16 protein-coding genes are annotated in these 19,024 nt (G+C 48.9%); 8 read left to right on the top strand and 8 right to left on the bottom strand.

Features of this window, described 5'->3' with window-relative positions; all coding sequences use genetic code 11:
* Nucleotides 1-123: 123 nt before the first annotated feature.
* The gene (locus IPG31_12080; GenBank protein MBK6619049.1) at nucleotides 124-339 is read left to right on the top strand and encodes a hypothetical protein; all 216 of its coding nucleotides are present in this window, start codon (nucleotides 124-126) and stop codon (nucleotides 337-339) included.
* Here IPG31_12080 and IPG31_12085 read toward each other — a convergent pair.
* Nucleotides 334-2,571 carry an IS21 family transposase gene (locus IPG31_12085; protein MBK6619050.1) on the bottom strand — a complete coding sequence of 746 codons (2,238 nt, stop codon included), beginning with the start codon at nucleotides 2,569-2,571 and terminating at the stop codon, nucleotides 334-336. The genes IPG31_12080 and IPG31_12085 overlap by 6 nt on opposite strands.
* 86 nt (nucleotides 2,572-2,657) lie before the next feature.
* Between IPG31_12085 and IPG31_12090 the strand changes: the two genes are divergently transcribed.
* The gene (locus tag IPG31_12090; protein MBK6619051.1) at nucleotides 2,658-2,843 is read left to right on the top strand and encodes a hypothetical protein; all 186 of its coding nucleotides are present in this window, start codon (nucleotides 2,658-2,660) and stop codon (nucleotides 2,841-2,843) included.
* 244 nt (nucleotides 2,844-3,087) lie between these two features.
* Here the strand turns inward: IPG31_12090 and IPG31_12095 are convergent, their stop codons facing one another.
* The 5 genes from IPG31_12095 to IPG31_12115 form a co-directional block, all read right to left on the bottom strand.
* Complete coding sequence (locus tag IPG31_12095) at nucleotides 3,088-3,744, bottom strand: response regulator transcription factor (GenBank protein ID MBK6619052.1); 657 nt, start codon at nucleotides 3,742-3,744, stop codon at nucleotides 3,088-3,090.
* Nucleotide 3,745: 1 nt separating this feature from the next.
* Entirely contained in the window at nucleotides 3,746-5,215 is a 1,470-nt protein-coding gene (locus IPG31_12100; protein ID MBK6619053.1) for a histidine kinase, read from the bottom strand.
* A gap of 296 nt (nucleotides 5,216-5,511) precedes the next feature.
* The gene (locus IPG31_12105) at nucleotides 5,512-7,350 is read right to left on the bottom strand and encodes a long-chain fatty acid--CoA ligase (GenBank protein ID MBK6619054.1); all 1,839 of its coding nucleotides are present in this window, start codon (nucleotides 7,348-7,350) and stop codon (nucleotides 5,512-5,514) included.
* Nucleotides 7,347-9,689: an acyl-CoA dehydrogenase gene (locus tag IPG31_12110; protein MBK6619055.1), complete on the bottom strand. Its 2,343-nt coding sequence runs from the start codon at nucleotides 9,687-9,689 to the stop codon at nucleotides 7,347-7,349. Before IPG31_12110 ends, IPG31_12105 begins: the two co-directional genes overlap by 4 nt.
* A 207-nt stretch (nucleotides 9,690-9,896) precedes the next feature.
* Nucleotides 9,897-10,976, bottom strand: coding sequence for an AI-2E family transporter (locus IPG31_12115; GenBank protein MBK6619056.1), 1,080 nt, complete (start codon nucleotides 10,974-10,976; stop codon nucleotides 9,897-9,899).
* A 92-nt stretch (nucleotides 10,977-11,068) separates the two neighbouring features.
* Between IPG31_12115 and IPG31_12120 the strand changes: the two genes are divergently transcribed.
* From IPG31_12120 to IPG31_12145, 6 genes are read left to right on the top strand one after another with little or no spacing between them, the layout of a single operon-like run.
* A complete protein-coding gene (locus IPG31_12120) occupies nucleotides 11,069-12,295 on the top strand; it encodes an OsmC family protein (protein MBK6619057.1) in 1,227 nt (408 codons plus the stop codon).
* The gene (locus IPG31_12125) at nucleotides 12,292-13,131 is read left to right on the top strand and encodes an SDR family oxidoreductase (GenBank protein MBK6619058.1); all 840 of its coding nucleotides are present in this window, start codon (nucleotides 12,292-12,294) and stop codon (nucleotides 13,129-13,131) included. Before IPG31_12120 ends, IPG31_12125 begins: the two co-directional genes overlap by 4 nt.
* Nucleotides 13,118-14,011, top strand: coding sequence for a class I SAM-dependent methyltransferase (locus IPG31_12130; GenBank protein MBK6619059.1), 894 nt, complete (start codon nucleotides 13,118-13,120; stop codon nucleotides 14,009-14,011). Before IPG31_12125 ends, IPG31_12130 begins: the two co-directional genes overlap by 14 nt.
* Nucleotides 14,012-14,024: 13 nt before the next feature.
* Nucleotides 14,025-14,942, top strand: a complete 918-nt coding sequence (locus IPG31_12135; GenBank protein ID MBK6619060.1) for a glycosyltransferase family 2 protein — start codon at nucleotides 14,025-14,027, stop codon at nucleotides 14,940-14,942.
* A 38-nt stretch (nucleotides 14,943-14,980) separates the two neighbouring features.
* Nucleotides 14,981-15,346, top strand: coding sequence for a GtrA family protein (locus IPG31_12140; protein MBK6619061.1), 366 nt, complete (start codon nucleotides 14,981-14,983; stop codon nucleotides 15,344-15,346).
* 26 nt (nucleotides 15,347-15,372) lie between these two features.
* Nucleotides 15,373-17,049, top strand: a complete 1,677-nt coding sequence (locus IPG31_12145) for a hypothetical protein (GenBank protein MBK6619062.1) — start codon at nucleotides 15,373-15,375, stop codon at nucleotides 17,047-17,049.
* Between the two features lie 44 nt (nucleotides 17,050-17,093).
* Here IPG31_12145 and dnaB read toward each other — a convergent pair whose 3' ends face one another.
* Together dnaB and IPG31_12155 are read right to left on the bottom strand one after the other, a co-directional pair.
* On the bottom strand, nucleotides 17,094-18,476 hold the full coding sequence (gene dnaB / locus IPG31_12150) for a replicative DNA helicase (GenBank protein ID MBK6619063.1): 1,383 nt from the start codon (nucleotides 18,474-18,476) through the stop codon (nucleotides 17,094-17,096).
* 91 nt (nucleotides 18,477-18,567) lie between these two features.
* Nucleotides 18,568-19,023 carry a 50S ribosomal protein L9 gene (locus tag IPG31_12155; GenBank protein MBK6619064.1) on the bottom strand — a complete coding sequence of 152 codons (456 nt, stop codon included), beginning with the start codon at nucleotides 19,021-19,023 and terminating at the stop codon, nucleotides 18,568-18,570.
* Nucleotide 19,024 lies beyond the last annotated feature (1 nt).

The raw sequence follows: 19,024 nt of genomic DNA on the forward strand, positions 1-19,024 counted from the left end.
GTTGTCAGCGGATATTTTCCAAAAGCTTGGAAACTCAAGATTGAAAAAGAAGCGCATATTTATAATCTATTTTCTGTCTTGCTGAGCAAAATGTGGCTATCCCGACTAGTTAATGGCTCAAGAATGGAGCCGTTCCTACTTGGCAAAGAACCTTTTCTGCCAGATTTTCAGTTGTTCTACACGCTCGAGCTTAGCCAAATGTTTTCTGAATTGTTCGAAATACCCGAGATGCATCTGTTTCGAGACGATCCAGCATTGCAGACGTTATCTCGCGTCAATTATCTTGGCCGCTTTGACGACAATTATGATGGCCGGTTGAGTTTATTAGCTACTTCATGATTTTTTCTGGTTTTTCCTCCTATAACTTTCACTGTCGATTTCGATGATAGTTGCGTGATGGATGATCCGGTCGATGGCGGCAACAGTCATCATGGTGTCGGGGAAGATTTGATCCCACTGGCTAAAAGGCTGGTTTGAAGTAATGATGAGACTTCCGCTTTCATAGCGATGGGCAATGAAGTCAAACAATACTTGTGTTTCCGAATCGGTCTTTTTGACATAGCCGATATCATCAACGATCAGTACACGGTATTTATCCAGCCGCGTCATGGCGGACATCAAGTCCAGTTCTTTCCTGGCTTGCTGCAGAAGTTGAACGAGTGCGGTAGCTGATATCCATTTGACGCGAATGCCTTGTTCAATCAAATGCAACCCCAATGCTGCCGCCACATGTGATTTGCCGACACCGGATGGGCCGATCAGCAACACATTGTCTGCCTGGCTCGCCCAGTAGGTATTGTCGCGCAGCGTGATGATTTTTTTCTGAGCGGCTTGAGGCAGTTCGGTCAGCGCCAGAGTGGCAAAGCTTTTGCCGCGCGGCAGTCTGGCTTCATGCGCCCAGTTGCTGATTCTGCTTTGGAAGCGCTGGGCGACTTCCTGTTCGCACAGGGCGGCGAGATATTGGCTGTAGCTCCAGGCGTGTTCTGCGGCTTGATCCTGGAAGTGCCGGTAATGCTGGCCAAAGGCAGGGAGTCTGAGTTCCTTGAGCATCAGTGGGAGCGATTCAGACATGAGCTGCCCTCCTTGTGTTGCCCAGTTTCCGCTGAGGAGTTGATCGTAGGTATCCGCAGTGTGTTGTTTAATTGGGATGTCCGGCTGCGGCGCATGCTGCCGCAGAAATCGCTTTTGCAGTGTTTGCAGTTCAGGTAGCGGATGTTGTTGCAACAATTCAGCGGCCAACTGGCTCTCGCAATCATAGTCGTAGGCAAAACGCAGCACCGATACCATCCATTTGCAAGCGAGTCCGGGATCAAATTGTTGTTGTACCCGCGCCCACAGCTGGTGATACTGTGGCGTTGGCAACAGATCATCCCGCAGCCGGGAAAAGCGAAAGGCTTGTGGCTTTGCCGCCAATGCATGAATCACATGACGGTAATCGATGCGCCGGGCGCGTCCTTCCGGCGTTTTCGGATACGCGCGCGGTAATGTAATGACCGGTGTTTGGCCGACAAAGCATTCCAGACGATCGTGATAGAGATGGACCCGGATGTTCTCGCCAATGAGTCTGGATGGCACACTGTAGAGTCCCCGTTTGACCGCTATGGTGCTACTGGTGGTCACTTTGACGGTCAGTTCACTGAAGTCCATGAAGCGGTAGCGTGGCAGTGGCTGGAGATGCGATTGCTCTTCCGCCAATCGCCCCCTGCAGCGCAGATTGAGCTTATCGACGATCCGCTCAAGAAAACGGCGGTAGGCGCCCACACTTTCGAAATCCGCAGATCCCCGCAGTTTGATCGCCTGCTCAATCCGGTGTTTGAGCGAACCATGGGCATTTTCTACGGCGCCGTTTTCATGGCTGACGCCCAGGTTATTGACCGTAGGCTTCATGCCATAGTGTTGACACAGCGCCGCATAAGATTGCGTGAGTTCTTGTTTTTGGCTCGCATTGACGTATGCGGCACTCAGGCTGTCGGTGCGATGTTCCCTGGGCACGCCGCCCAGTTTATGCAAGGCGGTCTGCAAACCATCGGCCAACGCACTATAACTTTCCCCGCCCCGGATGATATGAACCGCGCGCCAATGACTATAAGCCAGACGAAACTGATACAGCAGGTGATCAAATGGTTTGCCTGCAATCGTAATTGCCGTGCGCGGCCGGGTAAAATCGGACAACCCCTGGTGCCCGGCAGGCACCGACTGGCAAAACATGACCGCCTTACCGGGACCTTGCGTTGCCCGCCAGTGTTTTACACGGCGCTGCAAGCTTCTGAGCAATTTCTCCGGGTATTGGCCGGGATATCGATCATCCAGGTACTCCCAAAGCGTAGTCCCGGTCAGTTCAGGTTCCCCGTACAGCAATGGAACCAATTCGGTCTCCCAAACCAGCTCAAAAGGATCCTGGCGCGTGCGCCACTGCCGTTGCGACTTCTCCACCCGCACACCCTTCTCAATCCTGCGGCCACTGCGGATACTTACCCCCGCTTTCGCAGCCGCTGTCTCCTGACCATGCCCTATCTGACGATTCTTCATATAAATAGCTTCCTGTTGATGAGTGATATGTTTTCCAGGCAAGTTCTTTCTCCTTATATAGAAAAGAACTCATACTGATACTTTCACTCAACCGGTCAAGATAATTGTCGCCTGACCGGACAGGTTAATTGTCGTCTAATAAGACGTTTTACGATGCCATGTGCGAGCGTCCTTCTACCCAAAAAATACTGGCGGCCAAAGAATTGGAACTGGAGGTTACGAAGAAGGAGCTCTACGATGGGTTTGGTGCGGCCTATCTTGACAAGCATATCGACAGACGACTCCTTGGATGGCTATTCGGGCGTGAAGTCTGACCCACACATGCTGCTGATCATCCGAATATGGCTACGGTGACAGTTTGCTAAATATGCCAATTATGCAACATTGCCAGCATGGCATAGTTAGTGTATTTGGTAAACTGTCACCGTAATTGCATAATTGGTAATTGGACGGTTACAATCATTCCGATTATTCATGAAGAATTTAAGCTATTAGATAATCATTCTTATAATCGGTATTTTCATACATGCGCCCTATTTAACGGGGACATAGCTTTTTTTAGTGCTCTTCTGAGATACAACGAGTAGCATAGCGTATCAAATCTGCACTATCTTTCAGATTCAGTTTAGAACGGATATTAAAGCGATGTGTTTCAATCGTCTTAATGCTGCGGCTAAGAAGTTTGGCAATTTCTTGGCTACTATGTCCCGATCCAATCAAATGCAGTACTTCAAACTCGCTGGGCGTTAGGGTGTTTAATAATTGCTTAGGTTCTGCACCTCTAGTTGCAACTCGATTCAGTAGCTTTTCATACATGTTCTTACTCAGAAAAACATTGCCTTTAAGCACCTCGCGAATAGCATTAATTAGTACTTCACCTGGCTCCTGTTTCATTACATAACCACGTGCACCGGCTCGTAAGGCACGCTCGGCATAAATCACTTCGTCATGCATGGATACAAAAAGTACAGGTAGTTCAGGAAAATAGGCATGCATATTTTTAATTATCTCTAAGCCTGAAACTGTCTTGAGTGTTATATCCAACAGAACAATATCAACCTGACCGTTTTTCTTGAGTATTGCAAGCGCTTCGCCACCATCGTCAGCCTCGGCGAATATCTCCATATCAGGTTCCATATTGATAAGCATGGCCATACCATGTCTCAGCATGGCATGGTCATCGACTATCATTACTTTTGCTTTCGAAGTTGACATACTAGACCAATCGCATTTCTAATCGAACCTCTGTACCGCCTTCAGCACGCGAGAGGATTTCCAGCTTCGCACCAAGCTGGTTAGCGCGATATTGCATAATTCTAATGCCCATCCCTTGCGTCATCTTTTGTTTTTCGCCAACAGTAGCAAAACCACAGCCATCGTCACATATCGTTAAACGAAGCTCCCCCTCCACGGAGGCCAGCGATATTATCAGGTGTTGAGTGCCGCCGTGCCGTATTGCATTATTGGCAGCTTCCTGGGCAATGCGATATAGATTAAGTGACAGATTATTATCACTGATGATGATCTCATGTTCGCATAGAAAATCACAAGTAATTGCATAAGTCTTTGCCATTCTGGATGCCAATGCCTGCAGTACTGCTATCAGGCCATTTGCCTCCAGCTTAAATGGCAGCAATCCCTGTGCAAGTTGCTTGATTTGTATAACTGCTGTTTGCGCCTGCGTCGCAATGGAGCTAGCAACAGCAGCTATGCCCTCATCCCCGGAAACAGATATTTTTTTCTCCAGCGCCCTTGCCTGGTAACCGATTGCGGCAATTTGTTGACCAAGATTGTCATGAAGCTCCTGGCCGATCATATGTAACTGCTCTTCAGCAACAGAAACCAATGCTAATTCTAAGCGTTTACGCTCAAGCCAGCTCTCCAGATCGCTCGCAATGGCAATAATGAGTTTTTGTTCCTCAAACACCAAATAAGGCTTGTCTTCGGGATAGAAAACACTTAGCTGTCCGCACACCTTTCCATTCACATTAATCTTAGATTGCAATATATGGCCAACTGAATCGCTTTTTTTGTAACATTCAAAACACACTTTATCATGGGTCTCACTGGCGAGATATTGATTCAAATTTTTTGAGGTAAACCGCCTGCCTTCGAGTTCAACTTCAGCAGTAGCAATTTCTGGAAATTGCATTGCTGGCAATAGATGCTTAAAAATTTGGTGGCACACTTGTTCAATTGTTAATTCCAGCCCCATGCCACGGCGAATTTCATAAAGGCAAGTGATTTCTTTCAATCGCTCACGCAATATTTCATCGACTTGCTTACGTTCAAGCCATCTCGCTAAGTCACTTGCAATAGCGTCAATCAGTCTCTGTTCTTCCAATTGCAGAAATGGGTTATTGCCAGAATAAAATACACTCAATTGACCGCATGTTTTTCCATTAACGTTTATTCTCGATTTTAATGCATGCGTTAAATTATGATCATGGTTCTTTGAAGCGATTCGTATTCCATCAATTTCAATTACGGCAGAAGCATGATCTGGATATTTCATTGCTGGCAATAGATGCTTAAAAATCTGTTGGCAAACATTTACCATAGATAATTCCAAACCAATGTTGCGCCGAATTTCATAAAGACAGGTAATTTCCTTTAAACTGTCGGACAATACGAATTCATTCGGATTTAACTTAACGGAAGATGGGTCTTCTTTTCTCTTTAACATGCTGCGCTTCCCATTTAAATTTGATTAGTTTGCATTTCACCCAGTTTAACAACAGTATTTCAATAAGTATTGATGACGGCTATGGCAAGATTCCTGGGTCTTTGCGTGGTGTTGATAGCCTCTTGGCTACACATTTGTCGCAGATGTCCATTGCAGGCAAATTTTATTGTGAAGACTCAATCCCACATAGCCCGGCTTGGAGTGGTCTGACAAAGTAGGGTTAGCAACTTATCCTAATGGCTTTCATTAGAATTTATCTAATGGAAAATCCAGATTAAATCAGATTTCTGAGTATTTCAAGAAACTCGGCCGGCATAAAGTCTCTCGATCTCATCCTTGTAAAAATCTAAGATTTTGGCGCGCTTTATCTTGAGCGTTGGCGTAAGCATTTCATTTTCGACTGTCCAGGGTTTCGTGATTAGCTCGGCACGATGGATTTTGGCATACCCGGGGAATCCACTGATCTGGCGGGAAATTTTTTCCAATACGATTTCCTCGGCGTAATCATTGCGTGCGAGCTTTATGGGGTCGTTATCTGTATTGCATTGTGCGGCAATCATTTTCCAGCCTTGCTCACTCAACACCACCAGTACACTCAGATAGGAACGGCCTTCACCGATAACGATTACCTGCTCAAAAACCGGGTCGCGCAGAATTGCAGCTTCCATGTCGGCGGGCGGAATTTTCTCGCCAGTGGAGGTAACGATAATATCTTTGAGGCGTCCGGTGATCGTGACGTGCCCCTGCTTATCAATGTGTGCGGTGTCACCCGAGTTGAGCCAGCCGTCTTCCGACAGGATGGCTTGGGTAGCTTGTGGGTTTTGCCAATAGCCGAGCATCACATTGGGTCCGCGTATCATAAGGGCATCTTGTTCCCCAAGTCTGACTTCGACCCCGGGAATGGGTTTGCCCACGCTGCTGGGCAGATTGTCGTCCAGTCGGTTGGCGCAGACGACCGGGCTGGTTTCGGTCAATCCATAACCTTGCAGGATCGGCAGCCCCAGACTGATGAACACCCGCGAAATTTCTGGCGAGAGTGCGGCGCCGCCACTCATGACCTGCTGCAATCGACCGCCGAGCTTATCCATGACCTTGCGGGCAATTACTTTTTCGAGCAATGGCCATAGCAGATGGGAAAGTTGCCAGCCGGTGCGCCCCTGCTGATATTCGAAGCGACTGTGGCCGACAGCTACGGCCAGATTAAACAGGAATTTAGCCAGCGCAGAGCCTTGCGCCAATTTGGTCTGGATGCCAGCGTAGATTTTTTCATAGACGCGCGGAACAGAAACTAAAATTGTCGGCTGAATTGTCGGCAGATCTTCCTGCAGCAGACGGATGGAGCGTGCATAGGCGACGGTGGCGCCACATAGCATTGGCACGTAATAGCCAGCGGTTCGTTCGAAGGTGTGTGACAGTGGCAGAAACGACAGCAGCAGATCCTCGCAGGTGACGGTGACAACCTGAGCGCTGCCGAATGCATTAGATAGCATATTGTGATGGCTTAGCATGACCCCCTTGGGGCGGCCAGTCGTGCCGGAGGTGTAAATCAGGGTTGCCAGGGCATGGGGATCGGGGCTGACAGGTTCTGGATTCTGCGCTGTTTCGGCTGGTAACCATTCAGGCAATGTGCGGACGCGATTATCATTGAATGCATACATGATGTCCGTCATTGCTTCCAGAATAATGATACGTGCCAGTTGTGCCGGTGGATTTTTTACTTCACTCAATGCCTGCCACTGTGTTTGGTTTTCCAATAGCAACAATTTGACGCCCGCATGTTCCAGACACCACGCGGCGTTCTCGGCGCGGTCTTCCGTGTAGAGTGGCACAACCACCAGCCCGGACGCCAAGGCGGCCTGCTCGAACATGACCCACTCCTGGCAATTACGCAGCATGACTGCTACTCGATCGCCAGGGGCAAGATTTTCTCGTTGTAATGCAGTCTGCCAACGTGCAACGGCGTCTGCCATCTCCTTCCAAGTGAAATCCCGCCATGTTTCCTCAAGAACGTCATAACTGCGGTAGGCAATTTTTCCTGGTGTACGTTTGACCCGTTCTCGAAACAATCCATCGAGGGTCTGCGCAATTTCTACCGTGATGACATCTTTATGCGCTGAATTTTTGGGCGAGTTCATGACATTATCTTCCCAGATGTTGTAGCAGGGCGATTGTTTGTCACAAAATCAGGTGAAAAATCGTCTACCATGATGACTTTGCGGCGTAGAATCTTCATTTTTTCCAGCAGGGATGCTTCTTCTGTCGTCAGGATATTTTTTGCCAGCGCTGCGCTGATCTGCTCGGATTCAGGCGCATCAAGCAAGCCGTCCTTGGCAGCTTTACGCAGCCTGGCTTCAATTGGTTCGCAGGCAATCGCGCATGCAAGCGCCTGCTCGAGCTGAGCCAGCGGTTCATGATCCGCCGTTGGCAGATAGATGCCGGATGTCAGGCGCTCGCGTCCCTCGCCAGGCGCGAGCAGCAGTCGGGCAAGCTGATGCGAGAGTTCATCAGATGGCGGGCAAAGACGCTTCCCCAGCGGAAAGACCATCAGCCGTAACCAGGCACGCATCAATACATTACTAGGGAAATTCAGTAAAAACTCGTCAAACACCTGCTGCATGCGGTAAAGCGCATCCTGTAGCGACCAGTGCAACAGCGGCAAATCGATTGCGGGACGATCATCATCTTCATAACGTTTGAGCGTGGCCGAGCAGAGATACAGCATGCTGAGAATATCACCCAGTCGAGCGGATAACCGTTCACGACGCTTGAGTGATCCGCCAAGCTTGATCATGGCGATATCGGTGAGCAGGGCAAACGCAGCGGAAAACCGTGCCAGGAGACGATAATAATTCGCGGTGTCGATGGTAACCTGAACGGGTGTTTCCTTGCTGAACCGCCAGGCGATTCCCCAAAAGAAGCTGCGCCAGGTATTACGCAAGGTAAAGATCAGATGACCGACCAGCGCCTGATCAAACACTTGCAGACCGCGTTTTTTATCCTGATCCCAGGCTGCATTGATTTCCTGCAATACAAAGGGATGGGCGCGGATAGCGCCCTGGCCGAAGATGATCATGTTGCGCGTCAGAATATTCGCACCTTCCACCGTAATGCCAACGGGGACCTGCTGATAGGTGCGCCCCAGATAATTCGATGGACCAAGACAGATCCCCTTGCCGCCATGAATGTCCATGGCATCATTGATCGCCTGGCGGCTGCGTTCGGTCAGATGATATTTGACGATGGCGGAAATAACCGAAGGCTTCTCGCCCAGATCAACTGCGCCCGCCGTCATGACGCGCGCCGCATCCATCATGTAGGTGTTGCCGGCAATCCGTGCGAGCGCTTCTTCTACGCCTTCGAAATACCCGATCGGCAGATTGAACTGGGTGCGTATTCGGCCATAGGCGCCGCTGGTCCATGCGGCGAGCTTGGCGGCACCGACGCTGGTGGCGGGCAGTGAAATCGACCGTCCGACAGATAAGCTGTTCATCAGCATGCGCCAACCCTGGCCAATTTTATCCTGGCCGCCAATGATCCAGTCCATCGGAATGAAAACATCCTGGCCTGAATTGGGGCCATTCTGGAAGGCGCCATTAAGGGGAAAATGCCGGCGACCGATATTGACGCCCGGTGTGCTGGTTGGAATAAGGGCAAGCGTAATGCCAAGATCTTCCTTCCCGCCAAGCAGCCCTTGTGGGTCACGCACACGGAAAGCGAGACCAAGCAATGTCGCAACCGGACCAAGGGTGATATAGCGTTTTTCCCAGGTCACTCGCAATCCGAGCACGTCTGATTTGTCATCGAATGTTTCGCGGCAGACCATGCCCACATCCGGAATCGATCCGGCATCCGAACCTGCATCCGGTCCGGTCAGGGCAAAACAGGGGACTTCAAGCCCTTTGGCCAAACGTGGCAGATAGTAGTCTTTCTGTGCATCGGTGCCATAATGGAGCAGCAACTCCGCCGGGCCCAGCGAGTTGGGAACCATCACAGTAACCGCTGCAGTATTACTGCGTGAGCCGATTTTCATGACGACTTCAGAATGTGCCAGTGCAGAAAATCCGTAACCTCCATATTCTTTGGGAATGATCAGACCGAAAAATCCCTTTTCCTTGATGAACTGCCAGACATGGGGCGGTAGATCATGGCGTTCGTGAGTAATGTGCCATTCATCGAGCATGGCGCAGAGCTCATCGACTGGGCCATTGAGAAATGCCTTCTCTTCCGGACTCAAGCTGGGTTTGGGAAAAGCGGCCAGTTTGTTCCAGTCTGGCTTGCCGCTAAAGAGATCACCTTCCCACCAGACCGTGCCGGCATCCAGCGCTTCCTGCTCGGTTTGCGAGATTTGTGGCAGCAATTTACGAAATAATCGCAGGGTTAGATTAGAAATAATATTGCGGCGCAGAAAAGGCACCATGAACAGTGCCACAACAACCGCAACCAGCAATATCAGGAACAGGGCAAACTCAAGCATGATCGTTACTCCGTGAATTTTCAGGTTAGTTCTTCATTTTCTGTTGACTACACTACCGCAGAATAGGTTGCTGTCAAGTCATGAACGTCATCTGGCGTGGACTGACTTTCTGGAGAGGCATCCTGGGTGCCTGGCAACGTGTTGATTGTATGCATTCTTATTGAGCGGTTGCCTGCCTGATAAGCTGTGTCCTCGCAGCAATAATATTTAATTCCGGGTGTTTTCGGTAAGTTGTTCGACCTCCTGCTGAGTCGGCCAGGCTTTTAATATTGCCTGCACTAAGGTGGCGAGTGGAATCGCAAAAAATACACCGCTTACTCCCCAGATACCGCCGAAGAACAAAACTGCAATGATGATCGCAACCGGATGCAGGCCGACTACTTCAGAAAACAGTAATGGTACCAGTACGTTTGCATCGAGTGCCTGAATGACCAGATAAGTCAGCATCAGGTATGACCACTCGGAACCAATACCCCACTGAAAATAGGCGATAATTGCAATGGGTATTGTGACGATAACCGCGCCAACATACGGGATGATGACCGATAATCCCACCAGAAAACTTAATAATGTGGCGTAATTGAGACCGAAAATAGAAAAAACGATGTAGCAGGCAAACCAAATGATCAGAATTTCAAAAAACTTACCGCGAATGTAATTACCAATCTGGCGATCCACATCAGCCCAGATTACGCTGGCGAGTGCGCGGTTGCGTGGCAGATGACGGCTGACCCAGACTACGATGCGTTCTTTGTCCTTCATCATAAAAAAGACCAGGAATGGTACCAGGATGACATAAATGGTGAAAGTGATGAGGCTGACCAGTGAGGATACCGTGCGGGTCAGTAAATGCTGCCCAGCCAGCATAATTTCCTGTTTGATGCGATCCAGCCATTCCATCACCTGTGTTTCAGAAAACATGTCCGGAAAATATCCTGGCAACGCCGTCAGCATGCCTTCTCCTCTAGTGATCATTCTGGGTAACTCCTGCAGAAATAAGGTTATTTGCCGCGATAGATTGGGAATCAGCAGAAACAGAGTAATGATTAGGAATAGCATGAAGAGGGTGAAAACCGTAATCACTGCAGCCAATCTTGGTATGGTCAGCTGTTGCAATTTTCGTACCAGCCCATCCAGCAGGTAGGCCAGAATGATGGCGACATAAAGGGGGGCCAGAATCTCACTTGAAAGAAGAACGAATACGAAACCAAAGATCAGCAGCAGTGCGAGCGTCATAATCTGAGGATCGGAGAAGTGGCGGTAATACCAGTCTTTAATCAGTTCCATGCGTATAATAATTCTGAATTCATTAAGGTTGTTGTCAGTTGGGTGTCATACCGAACCGTGCCTGGTCAGTTATTCTATTGAGATTATGAGTCATGAGCATAATAAAATTTACTAATCGTCAAGGATGGGAACTGGCGGGCAATCTCGATTTGCCCGTAAGCGGGTCGCCTCGTGCCTTCGCGCTGTTCGCACATTGTTTTTCCTGCACCCGGCACATCCGAGCGGCGTTTTATATCAGCCGCGCCATGGTTGCGCAGGGAATCGCCGTTTTGCGGTTTGATTTCACCGGGCTGGGAGAAAGTGAGGGAGATTTTGCCAATAGTGGTTTTTCGGCCAATATCGATGACCTGCTATCTGCAGCGGACTGGCTGGCCAAAAATTATCGTGCACCGGAGCTATTGGTGGGACACTCGCTAGGAGGAACGGCTGTGCTGGCTGCTGCTATGCAACTGGAAAGCTGTCGTGCGGTGGTTTCGATCAATGCACCGGCAGAGGCAAAACATGTATTGCACCACATGCAGGAAGAATTGACGATGATTGAACGGGATGGCTCTGCGCTGGTTAATCTGGGTGGACGATCATTTCGAATCACGCGTGAATTTGTCGAAGATATTCGCAATCAGCAAATCTTGCCCCACCTGGCCTCGATGAAACCGGCATTACTGGTGATGCATACCCCAATAGATGACGTGGTTTCTATCGACGATGCACAAACCATATTTACTGCTGCCCGGCATCCCAAAAGCTTCATCAGTCTTGATCGGGCGGATCATCTCCTCAGTAATACCCGTGATGCGCAATATGCCGGACAGGTGATCGTGAGTTGGGCGGGTCTTTATCTGGATGATACAGATTCTGCAGATGTTCCTGACGAGGGTGTTGAAGAGATTGAGGGCGCAATCGTCAATGGTCGCCTGGCAGATGGTTTTACTTGCCGGGTACGTGCAGGCAGGCATCATTGGATTGCGGATGAGCCAGAGACGATGAAAGGACAGGATCTGGGGCCTGATCCCTACGCTCATCTGTGTGCCGCACTGGCAAGTTGCACTGTGATGACCCTGAATCTGTATGCTCGCCATAAGGCACTGCCTGTGACGGAAATCGAAGCGCATGTCAGGCATCATCGTATACATGCCAAGGACTGCGAGGATTGCGACAGCACAGAAGGAATGGTCGATCAGCTGGATCGCACCATACGCATTGCCGGTGATCTGGATGATAAGCAGCGGCAACGCATGCTGGAGATCGCCAACCGTTGCCCGGTTCATCAGACATTAACGGGTAAAATGCGCGTTATCAGTACATTGGATTTGCCATGAAAGAATCGGTGTTGATTACGGGCTGTTCCAGCGGTATCGGCTATTGCGTCGCTCAAGGACTGCATGCGCGCGGCTATCGTGTGTTTGCGACTGCACGCCGTGAAGAAAGTGTTGCGATGTTGCGGTCTGAAGGACTGGAAAGCCTTCGTCTTGATCTCAATGATTCTGTTTCTATTCATCAGGCGGTTGCCGAAGTACTGCAGCGCACCGATGGCAAGCTGTATGCCTTGTTTAACAACGGTGCTTATGGATTGCCAGGGGCAGTGGAAGATTTGAGCCGAGAGGCGATTCGCGCACAATTTGAAACCAATTTCTTTGGCTGGCTTGAACTGACCAATCTTGTTTTGCCAGTGATGCGCCAGCAGGGCTATGGGCGCATCATTCAAAACAGCTCGGTACTGGGATTTGCTGCCATGCCGTTTCGCGGGGCATACAATGCTTCCAAATTTGCGCTGGAAGGATTGAGCGATACCTTGCGTCTGGAACTGCGCGGTACACAGATTTTCGTCAGCCTCATCGAACCCGGGCCTATTGCAACCCACTTCCGTGCCAACGCCATGCAAGCACTGGTACGCTATATTGATATCGAAAAGAGTGTGCATCGAGATCGGTATCTGGCTGTACAGAGCCGACTGAATAAAAAAGGGGCTGCCGTTCCGTTCACCTTGCAGCCGGAAGCCGTCTTGCAGAAAGTGATTCATGCCCTCGAAGCCAGTCAGCCAGCCACTCGTTACTATGTCACGTTTCCTACGCATTTGTTTGGTCTGCTGAAACGTATTTTACCGGTGTGGATGCTGGATAAGCTACTGGCCAAGGCGGGAAGTGATCATCAGTGATGCCGTTATCCATCTGAATTTTTTCTTGTCAACCATGACCGATCTGGAATTGCCATCCTGTCCGCTATGTAACAGTAAAAATGCGGTGACATTGTATGCGGATGAACCATTTGCACCCTATGGCATAAAATGTTGCACTGACTGCGGCTTATATTACCTGGCTCCTCGTTTGAAAGAGGAGGTCATGCTGGCGTTGTATGCCAAAGACCGATATTTCACTGGACAGGCGGTTGGCTACACGGATTATGCGGCGCAGGAACCCGCGTTACGTGCAACGTTTCGCAGATTGCTGCATTCACTGGAGCAGAGTAGATGCACAGGCGGAACGCTACTTGAAGTCGGGTGTGGTTATGGCTATCTACTGGATGAAGCCCGTCCTTTTTTTAAGAACCGAATGGGGACGGATTTCTCGACCGAGGCCGTCAATATAGCGAGAAATCACGCAGATCATGTTTACCAGGGTGGAATCGATGCGCTGCCAGAAAATGAGATATTTGATTGCATCATCGCTACGCATGTAATTGAGCATGTTTATCACCCGCATGCATTCATCCAGTCATTACTGACCCATCTTCGTCCGGGTGGCTGTCTGGTGGTGGCCGCACCCGATATGGGTAGTTTCTGGCGAAAACTGATGGGGAAACGCTGGCCATCGTACAAACTGCCTGAGCATGTACTTTATTTTGATCGTATTACCCTGAGTAGATTGTTGCAGGAATGCGGACTGGGTAGCCTAAAAGTAATATCTTATCCCCATGCGTTTCCATTGCCGCTGATCGCATCAAAAGTTGGTTTGAAAATACCAGGATTTTTGTGTCGCTATCATTTATGGCTGCCTGCCACGACGACTGCTGTTATGGGAATTAAGGCATATGGCTAAAACAGAGCCATTGATGCAGAGTCTGTCTGTGGTGATACCCTTGTATCGTGAGAGTCGGCATCTAGGCAACACGCTGCAGGAAATTATCCGGGTACTGAATGACCTTGAAATTGAGTATGAGGTGATTTTGGTGGATGATGGTTCACCAGATGAAACATGGCAGGTTATTCTTTCTCTGTGCAAAAGCTATTCGACTGTTTTTGGTATCCGGTTGAGTCGCAATTTTGGTAAGGAAGCCGCGATTGCAGCCGGATTGGGTCATGCTAAAGGTCGGGCCGTTATTTTAATGGATGGTGATTTGCAGCATCCGCCGGGGTTGATTGCTGAAATGATGGTGCACTGGAGAGCAGGTGCCGATGTTGTTGAAGCGGTGAAACGATTTCGCGGAGAGGAAAGCTGGTCCAGCAGAATCAGGGCGAAAATTTTTAATACGCTTTTTTCCTATTTTTCTGGTTTTGATTTGCATGATGCTTCAGACTTTAAGCTGATGGATCACCGTGTTCTGGAAGCCTGGCGCAGCATGGGAGAGCGTAATCTGTTTTTCAGAGGAATGTGTGCCTGGCTGGGATTCAAGCGTGTGCAGATTGAGTTTGATGTCCGGGAACGGGTCGATGGTCAATCCAACTGGTCGTTAATGCAGCTTGTGCGACTGGCAGTTACCGCAGTCACATCGTTTTCTTCCGTACCCTTGCATCTCGTGACATTGACTGGCATCGCTTTTACATTTTTTGCCATTATCCTGGGTATACAGACGCTTTATCTTAAATTCTCGGGAAACGCTATTGATGGTTTTACAACAGTCATTTTATTGTTGCTGGTGATCGGCGCTGTGGTAATGCTGGGATTGGGAATCATCGGTACCTATATTGCGCGTATTTATGAAGAGGTCAAAGCCCGCCCACGTTTTATCGTTGCTGAGCGCAGCGAATAGTGTTGTCCCGGCAGGTTTTCCGGTATGTGATTGTTGGTATGCTGGGTACGATTGCACATCTTGCTGTTCTGGTTATTTTCGTTGAAATATTTGGTTACGATGCCATTACCGGAGCGGTTGCCGGCTTTCTCAGTGCATTGTCCATATCATACGTGCTGAATCATTATTGGACATTCCAGTCGCCTCGCCGCCATTTGAGCAGCTTTTGGCGCTATGTTATCGTCTCGTTGGCTGGTTTGATCCTCAATGTGGGGATGATGTATACGTTAGTCGTCATTTTTAATTGGTGGTATTTTGTCGCGCAGCTGAGTGTGATTCTGGTCGTTCCTGTCTGTAATTTTTTGCTGAACCGTTATTGGGCATTTGCTGCTCATTCCGACCCACATGGGCAGAGTGATTCATAAAAATGATGAACAGCAAAATTCCAATCGTGAATTCTGTGCTTGTGACAGTCGCACTGACTGGCTGGCGGGATGGTTTGTCTCTGACTCTTTTATTAGCGCTGGTTTGGATGGGCTTCCATACCCTGCCTTCGGGTTACTGGCGTGGAGACGATACCGCCATTCTGTTTCATGCACTTGATTCAAAAGATTTAAGCGAATTTTATATTCCATCTGAATGGCAAAAGCTATCACCAAGCAACTTCACTCCCTGGATCACCTTTTCCTTCAAGATCGATTTGTGGCTGGCAGGGCTTTCACCCGAATTCTTCTACCTTCATCAACTGAGTTCGCTGGTTATGGTGCTGATAGCAGCTTATGTATTGTGTCGCCAATGGGTGCCACCGATCTGGGCATTCCTGGCTGTTTGCCTGTTTCTAATGGGTGTGCCAACCGCGTCTGTTACAGAATCTCTGATGACACGGCATTATCTGGAAGGAATGTTATTTGCGCTGCTTGCCGTGCTGGCTTTTATGCATGCGCTACGCAAGCAGCGTATGTTATGGGCTTTTGTCGGTGCACTGTTGTATGCCCTGGCAGTAGCCGCCAAGGAAGTCTATGTGCCGTTGGTTTTGGTTGTGCTGGCCATGTCACTGTCAGGCGAGGTTTGGACAAGGCGATTGCGTCTTGCGTTACCTTTTATTGCTGTTGCTGTTTTATATGTGTTCTGGCGACAATATATGCTTGGAGTGATGGTGGGAGGGTACGCTCAATCAGATTCCATTTTTACTTTTCAGACGGTGATGCGTACGGCGAATGAATTTGGCCGGATTCCGGAATCTGTTTTGGGTCCGGAGTGGAAAGCGCCGGTGATTCTGTTGGGTACTGCCGTACTTTTCACATTAGTCAAGAGACCCGCTATTATTCCACTTGCCTTGGTTCTGGTGATGGGTGTTTTTGGGCCACTGATACCCCTGGCCATCTCTCCAGGAATTTCCGGAAATGATCGTTATCTTTTTCTGTTCTGGTATGTCTTTAGTATGGGATTGATACTTTCAATGCGGGATGTGGCGCTGGCTATCACGGCCAGCAAGCCCGGGCAATTAATTGCCGGCGCGGGTTTGTATCTGGCAGTTATGCTCCCGATGGTTTCTTACGCAAAAGATATGCAAATTTCCAGACAGGCTTATTACAAGGAATTTGATGTGCAGGGGCGATTCTTTTTCGAAGCAAATCATGAACAGGCCTTTATCCCTTCCCAAACGATCCTGAATAGCTACTGGTACGTGACCAGTCTGTGTGATATAAAAATCCGGTTAGGGCAAGATTGTCCGGTTGCTCTGATAAAGGGGTTGCCGGTAAATGAAGGTTTTACCAGGTTGTCTGTTTATGATTTTGAAAAAAACAAGATGATAGATATAACCGACAGAATCCAGCAAGAGATTGCCAGGACAACAGCTATTGATATTTCTCACCCGTTATCCGTTCTGGTGACGCTAAAGGATGCATGGATACACTGGCAGCTTGGGCCATACGATAATGGGCAATATTACGCGGCATCGCCTATGCTTGGCCGGTTTCCTGTATCCCGAGTGGGTGCCGTCAGATTTGGGGGGGCGGTAATGCCATTACATATCCAGTATGAGTCGCCGCAAGGGTGGGTGACTTCCTCACCTTTGCTGGAGGTTCGTAGCGGCCAGACTGTCGTCTGGGAGCAGGCAGAATAATGGTAGGGTATGCTTACCATGCGTTATAGTGGCACGACAATCATTCAGTAGTAATCCGTTCGTGCACAATTCTCGAAACGGGTAAACTCGCCAAGAAAAGTCAGATCAATTTTTCCGATTGGACCATTACGCTGCTTGCCAATAATAATTTCTGCAATGCCTTTATCTGGTGTATCGGGGTTGTATACCTCATCACGATAAATAAAAAGAATGACGTCTGCATCCTGTTCGATAGCGCCGGATTCACGGAGATCGGACATGACTGGGCGTTTGTTGGGACGTTGTTCAAGGCTGCGATTCAATTGAGAAAGTGCCATGACTGGCACATGTAGTTCCTTTGCCAAGGCTTTTAATGAGCGGGAAATTTCGGATATTTCAGCAGTACGGTTTTCGTTGCGTGAAGCGGAGGACATTAATTGCAAATAATCAACGATAACCAGACCCAGTCCTCCATGCTGCCGGTATAGCCGACGGGCACGGGCGCGTAGTTCGAGTGAATTTAATGCCGGGGTTTCATCAATGAAGATCAGCGCGTCATTCAGCTTTCCAAGCGCATATGTCAATCTCGGCCAGTCCTCGTCTTCGAGGCGACCTGTTCTTACCTTGTGCTGGTCTAGCCTTCCGATCGAGCCTAACATCCGCATGGCCAGTTGTGTACCACTCATTTCCATGCTGAATACCGCCACAGGTTTATTAACTTCCATGGCAACATGTTCACCGATATTGAGAGCAAAAGCCGTTTTCCCCATGGAAGGTCTGCCAGCGACGATAATGAGGTCTCCGGGCTGAAAACCTGAAGTTTTCTGGTCCAGATCATGAAAACCAGAGGCGATGCCCGTGATGTCATCCGGGTTATCGCGGTTATAGAGCATTTCGATACGCTCGACCACCTCTTTTAGCAATGGCTGGATATCAACAAACCCCTGTTTACCATGCGCATTCTTTTCGGCAATCTCGAAAATTTTGCTTTCGGCCTCGTCCAGTAAATCTTCTGCAGAACGTCCTGACGGATAATAGACTGAGTCAGCAATCTGAGTACTGACTTGGGCTAGTTTGCGCATAATTGCGCGTTCTCGCACAATTTCAGCATAACGACGGATATTAGCAGCTGATGGTGTGTTTTGCGTAATTGCGCTGATGTAGGCTAGCCCCCCCACATTTATTAGTTTTGCTGAATTCTCAAGAGATTCGGCAACCGTGACAACATCAGCGGGTTTATTTTGTTCGATCAGGCGACAGGTATGTTGATAGATTGTCTGGTGATCCTGTCGATAAAAATCCGTGTCAGTAATGATATCGGCTATCTTGTCCCATGCCTGGTTATCCAGCATTAATCCACCCAGCACAGATTGCTCTGCTTCGATTGAGTAAGGTGGAAGTTTGAATCCATCTTCAGGGTTATCCTGCCTGTGATCAAGTGTAGACATGGCGAATGTATATGGATGAATGTGAGAGTGATCAGTCGGTTAAACAAAAAAGGACTGTTGCCAGTCCTTTTTTGCTGGTAATTAGCCTGGTTTAGGCTGCTGTTTCGCCGACAACCGTTACTGTGATTTGTGCAGAAATGTCGCTATGTATAGCGATTACAACCGGGTAATCTCCCACTTGCTTGAATTGTCCTGCTGGCATGCGAATCATGGATTTTTCAACTGAAAAATTTTGCTTGCATAATGCTTCGGCAATATTCAGATTAGTGACTGATCCAAACAGCTTGCCATCCACGCCGGCTTTTTGCGCAATCTGAATAACCAGCCCTTCCAGTTTGGCTGCCAGGGATCCGGCAGCAGATAAAATTTCTGCCTGTTTCTTTTCGAGTTCTGCACGCCGAGATTCAAATTCAGCAATTGCATTTTCGGTGGCCCACTTTGCTTTACCCTGGGGAATAAGATAATTTCGCGCAAACCCTCGCTTGACGTTAACGATACTGCCCAATTCACCCAATTTGGCAATTTTTTCCATTAATATAACTTGCATG

Source organism: Nitrosomonas sp. (genome assembly GCA_016703745.1).
Classification (GTDB): Bacteria; Pseudomonadota; Gammaproteobacteria; order Burkholderiales; family Nitrosomonadaceae; genus Nitrosomonas.

What these genes read in the sequence shown, in the direction of transcription:
- IPG31_12080 (MBK6619049.1), top strand. Translation starts at nt 124, where the DNA reads ATGGAGCCGTTCCTACTTGGCAAAGAACCTTTTCTGCCAGATTTTCAG.
- IPG31_12095 (MBK6619052.1), bottom strand. Translation starts at nt 3,744, where the DNA reads ATGTCAACTTCGAAAGCAAAAGTAATGATAGTCGATGACCATGCCATG.
- IPG31_12100 (MBK6619053.1), bottom strand. Translation starts at nt 5,215, where the DNA reads ATGTTAAAGAGAAAAGAAGACCCATCTTCCGTTAAGTTAAATCCGAAT.
- IPG31_12105 (MBK6619054.1), bottom strand. Translation starts at nt 7,350, where the DNA reads ATGAACTCGCCCAAAAATTCAGCGCATAAAGATGTCATCACGGTAGAA.
- IPG31_12110 (MBK6619055.1), bottom strand. Translation starts at nt 9,689, where the DNA reads ATGCTTGAGTTTGCCCTGTTCCTGATATTGCTGGTTGCGGTTGTTGTG.
- IPG31_12115 (MBK6619056.1), bottom strand. Translation starts at nt 10,976, where the DNA reads ATGGAACTGATTAAAGACTGGTATTACCGCCACTTCTCCGATCCTCAG.
- IPG31_12120 (MBK6619057.1), top strand. Translation starts at nt 11,069, where the DNA reads ATGAGCATAATAAAATTTACTAATCGTCAAGGATGGGAACTGGCGGGC.
- IPG31_12125 (MBK6619058.1), top strand. Translation starts at nt 12,292, where the DNA reads ATGAAAGAATCGGTGTTGATTACGGGCTGTTCCAGCGGTATCGGCTAT.
- IPG31_12135 (MBK6619060.1), top strand. Translation starts at nt 14,025, where the DNA reads ATGCAGAGTCTGTCTGTGGTGATACCCTTGTATCGTGAGAGTCGGCAT.
- IPG31_12140 (MBK6619061.1), top strand. Translation starts at nt 14,981, where the DNA reads ATGCTGGGTACGATTGCACATCTTGCTGTTCTGGTTATTTTCGTTGAA.
- dnaB (MBK6619063.1), bottom strand. Translation starts at nt 18,476, where the DNA reads ATGTCTACACTTGATCACAGGCAGGATAACCCTGAAGATGGATTCAAA.
- IPG31_12155 (MBK6619064.1), bottom strand. Translation starts at nt 19,023, where the DNA reads ATGCAAGTTATATTAATGGAAAAAATTGCCAAATTGGGTGAATTGGGC.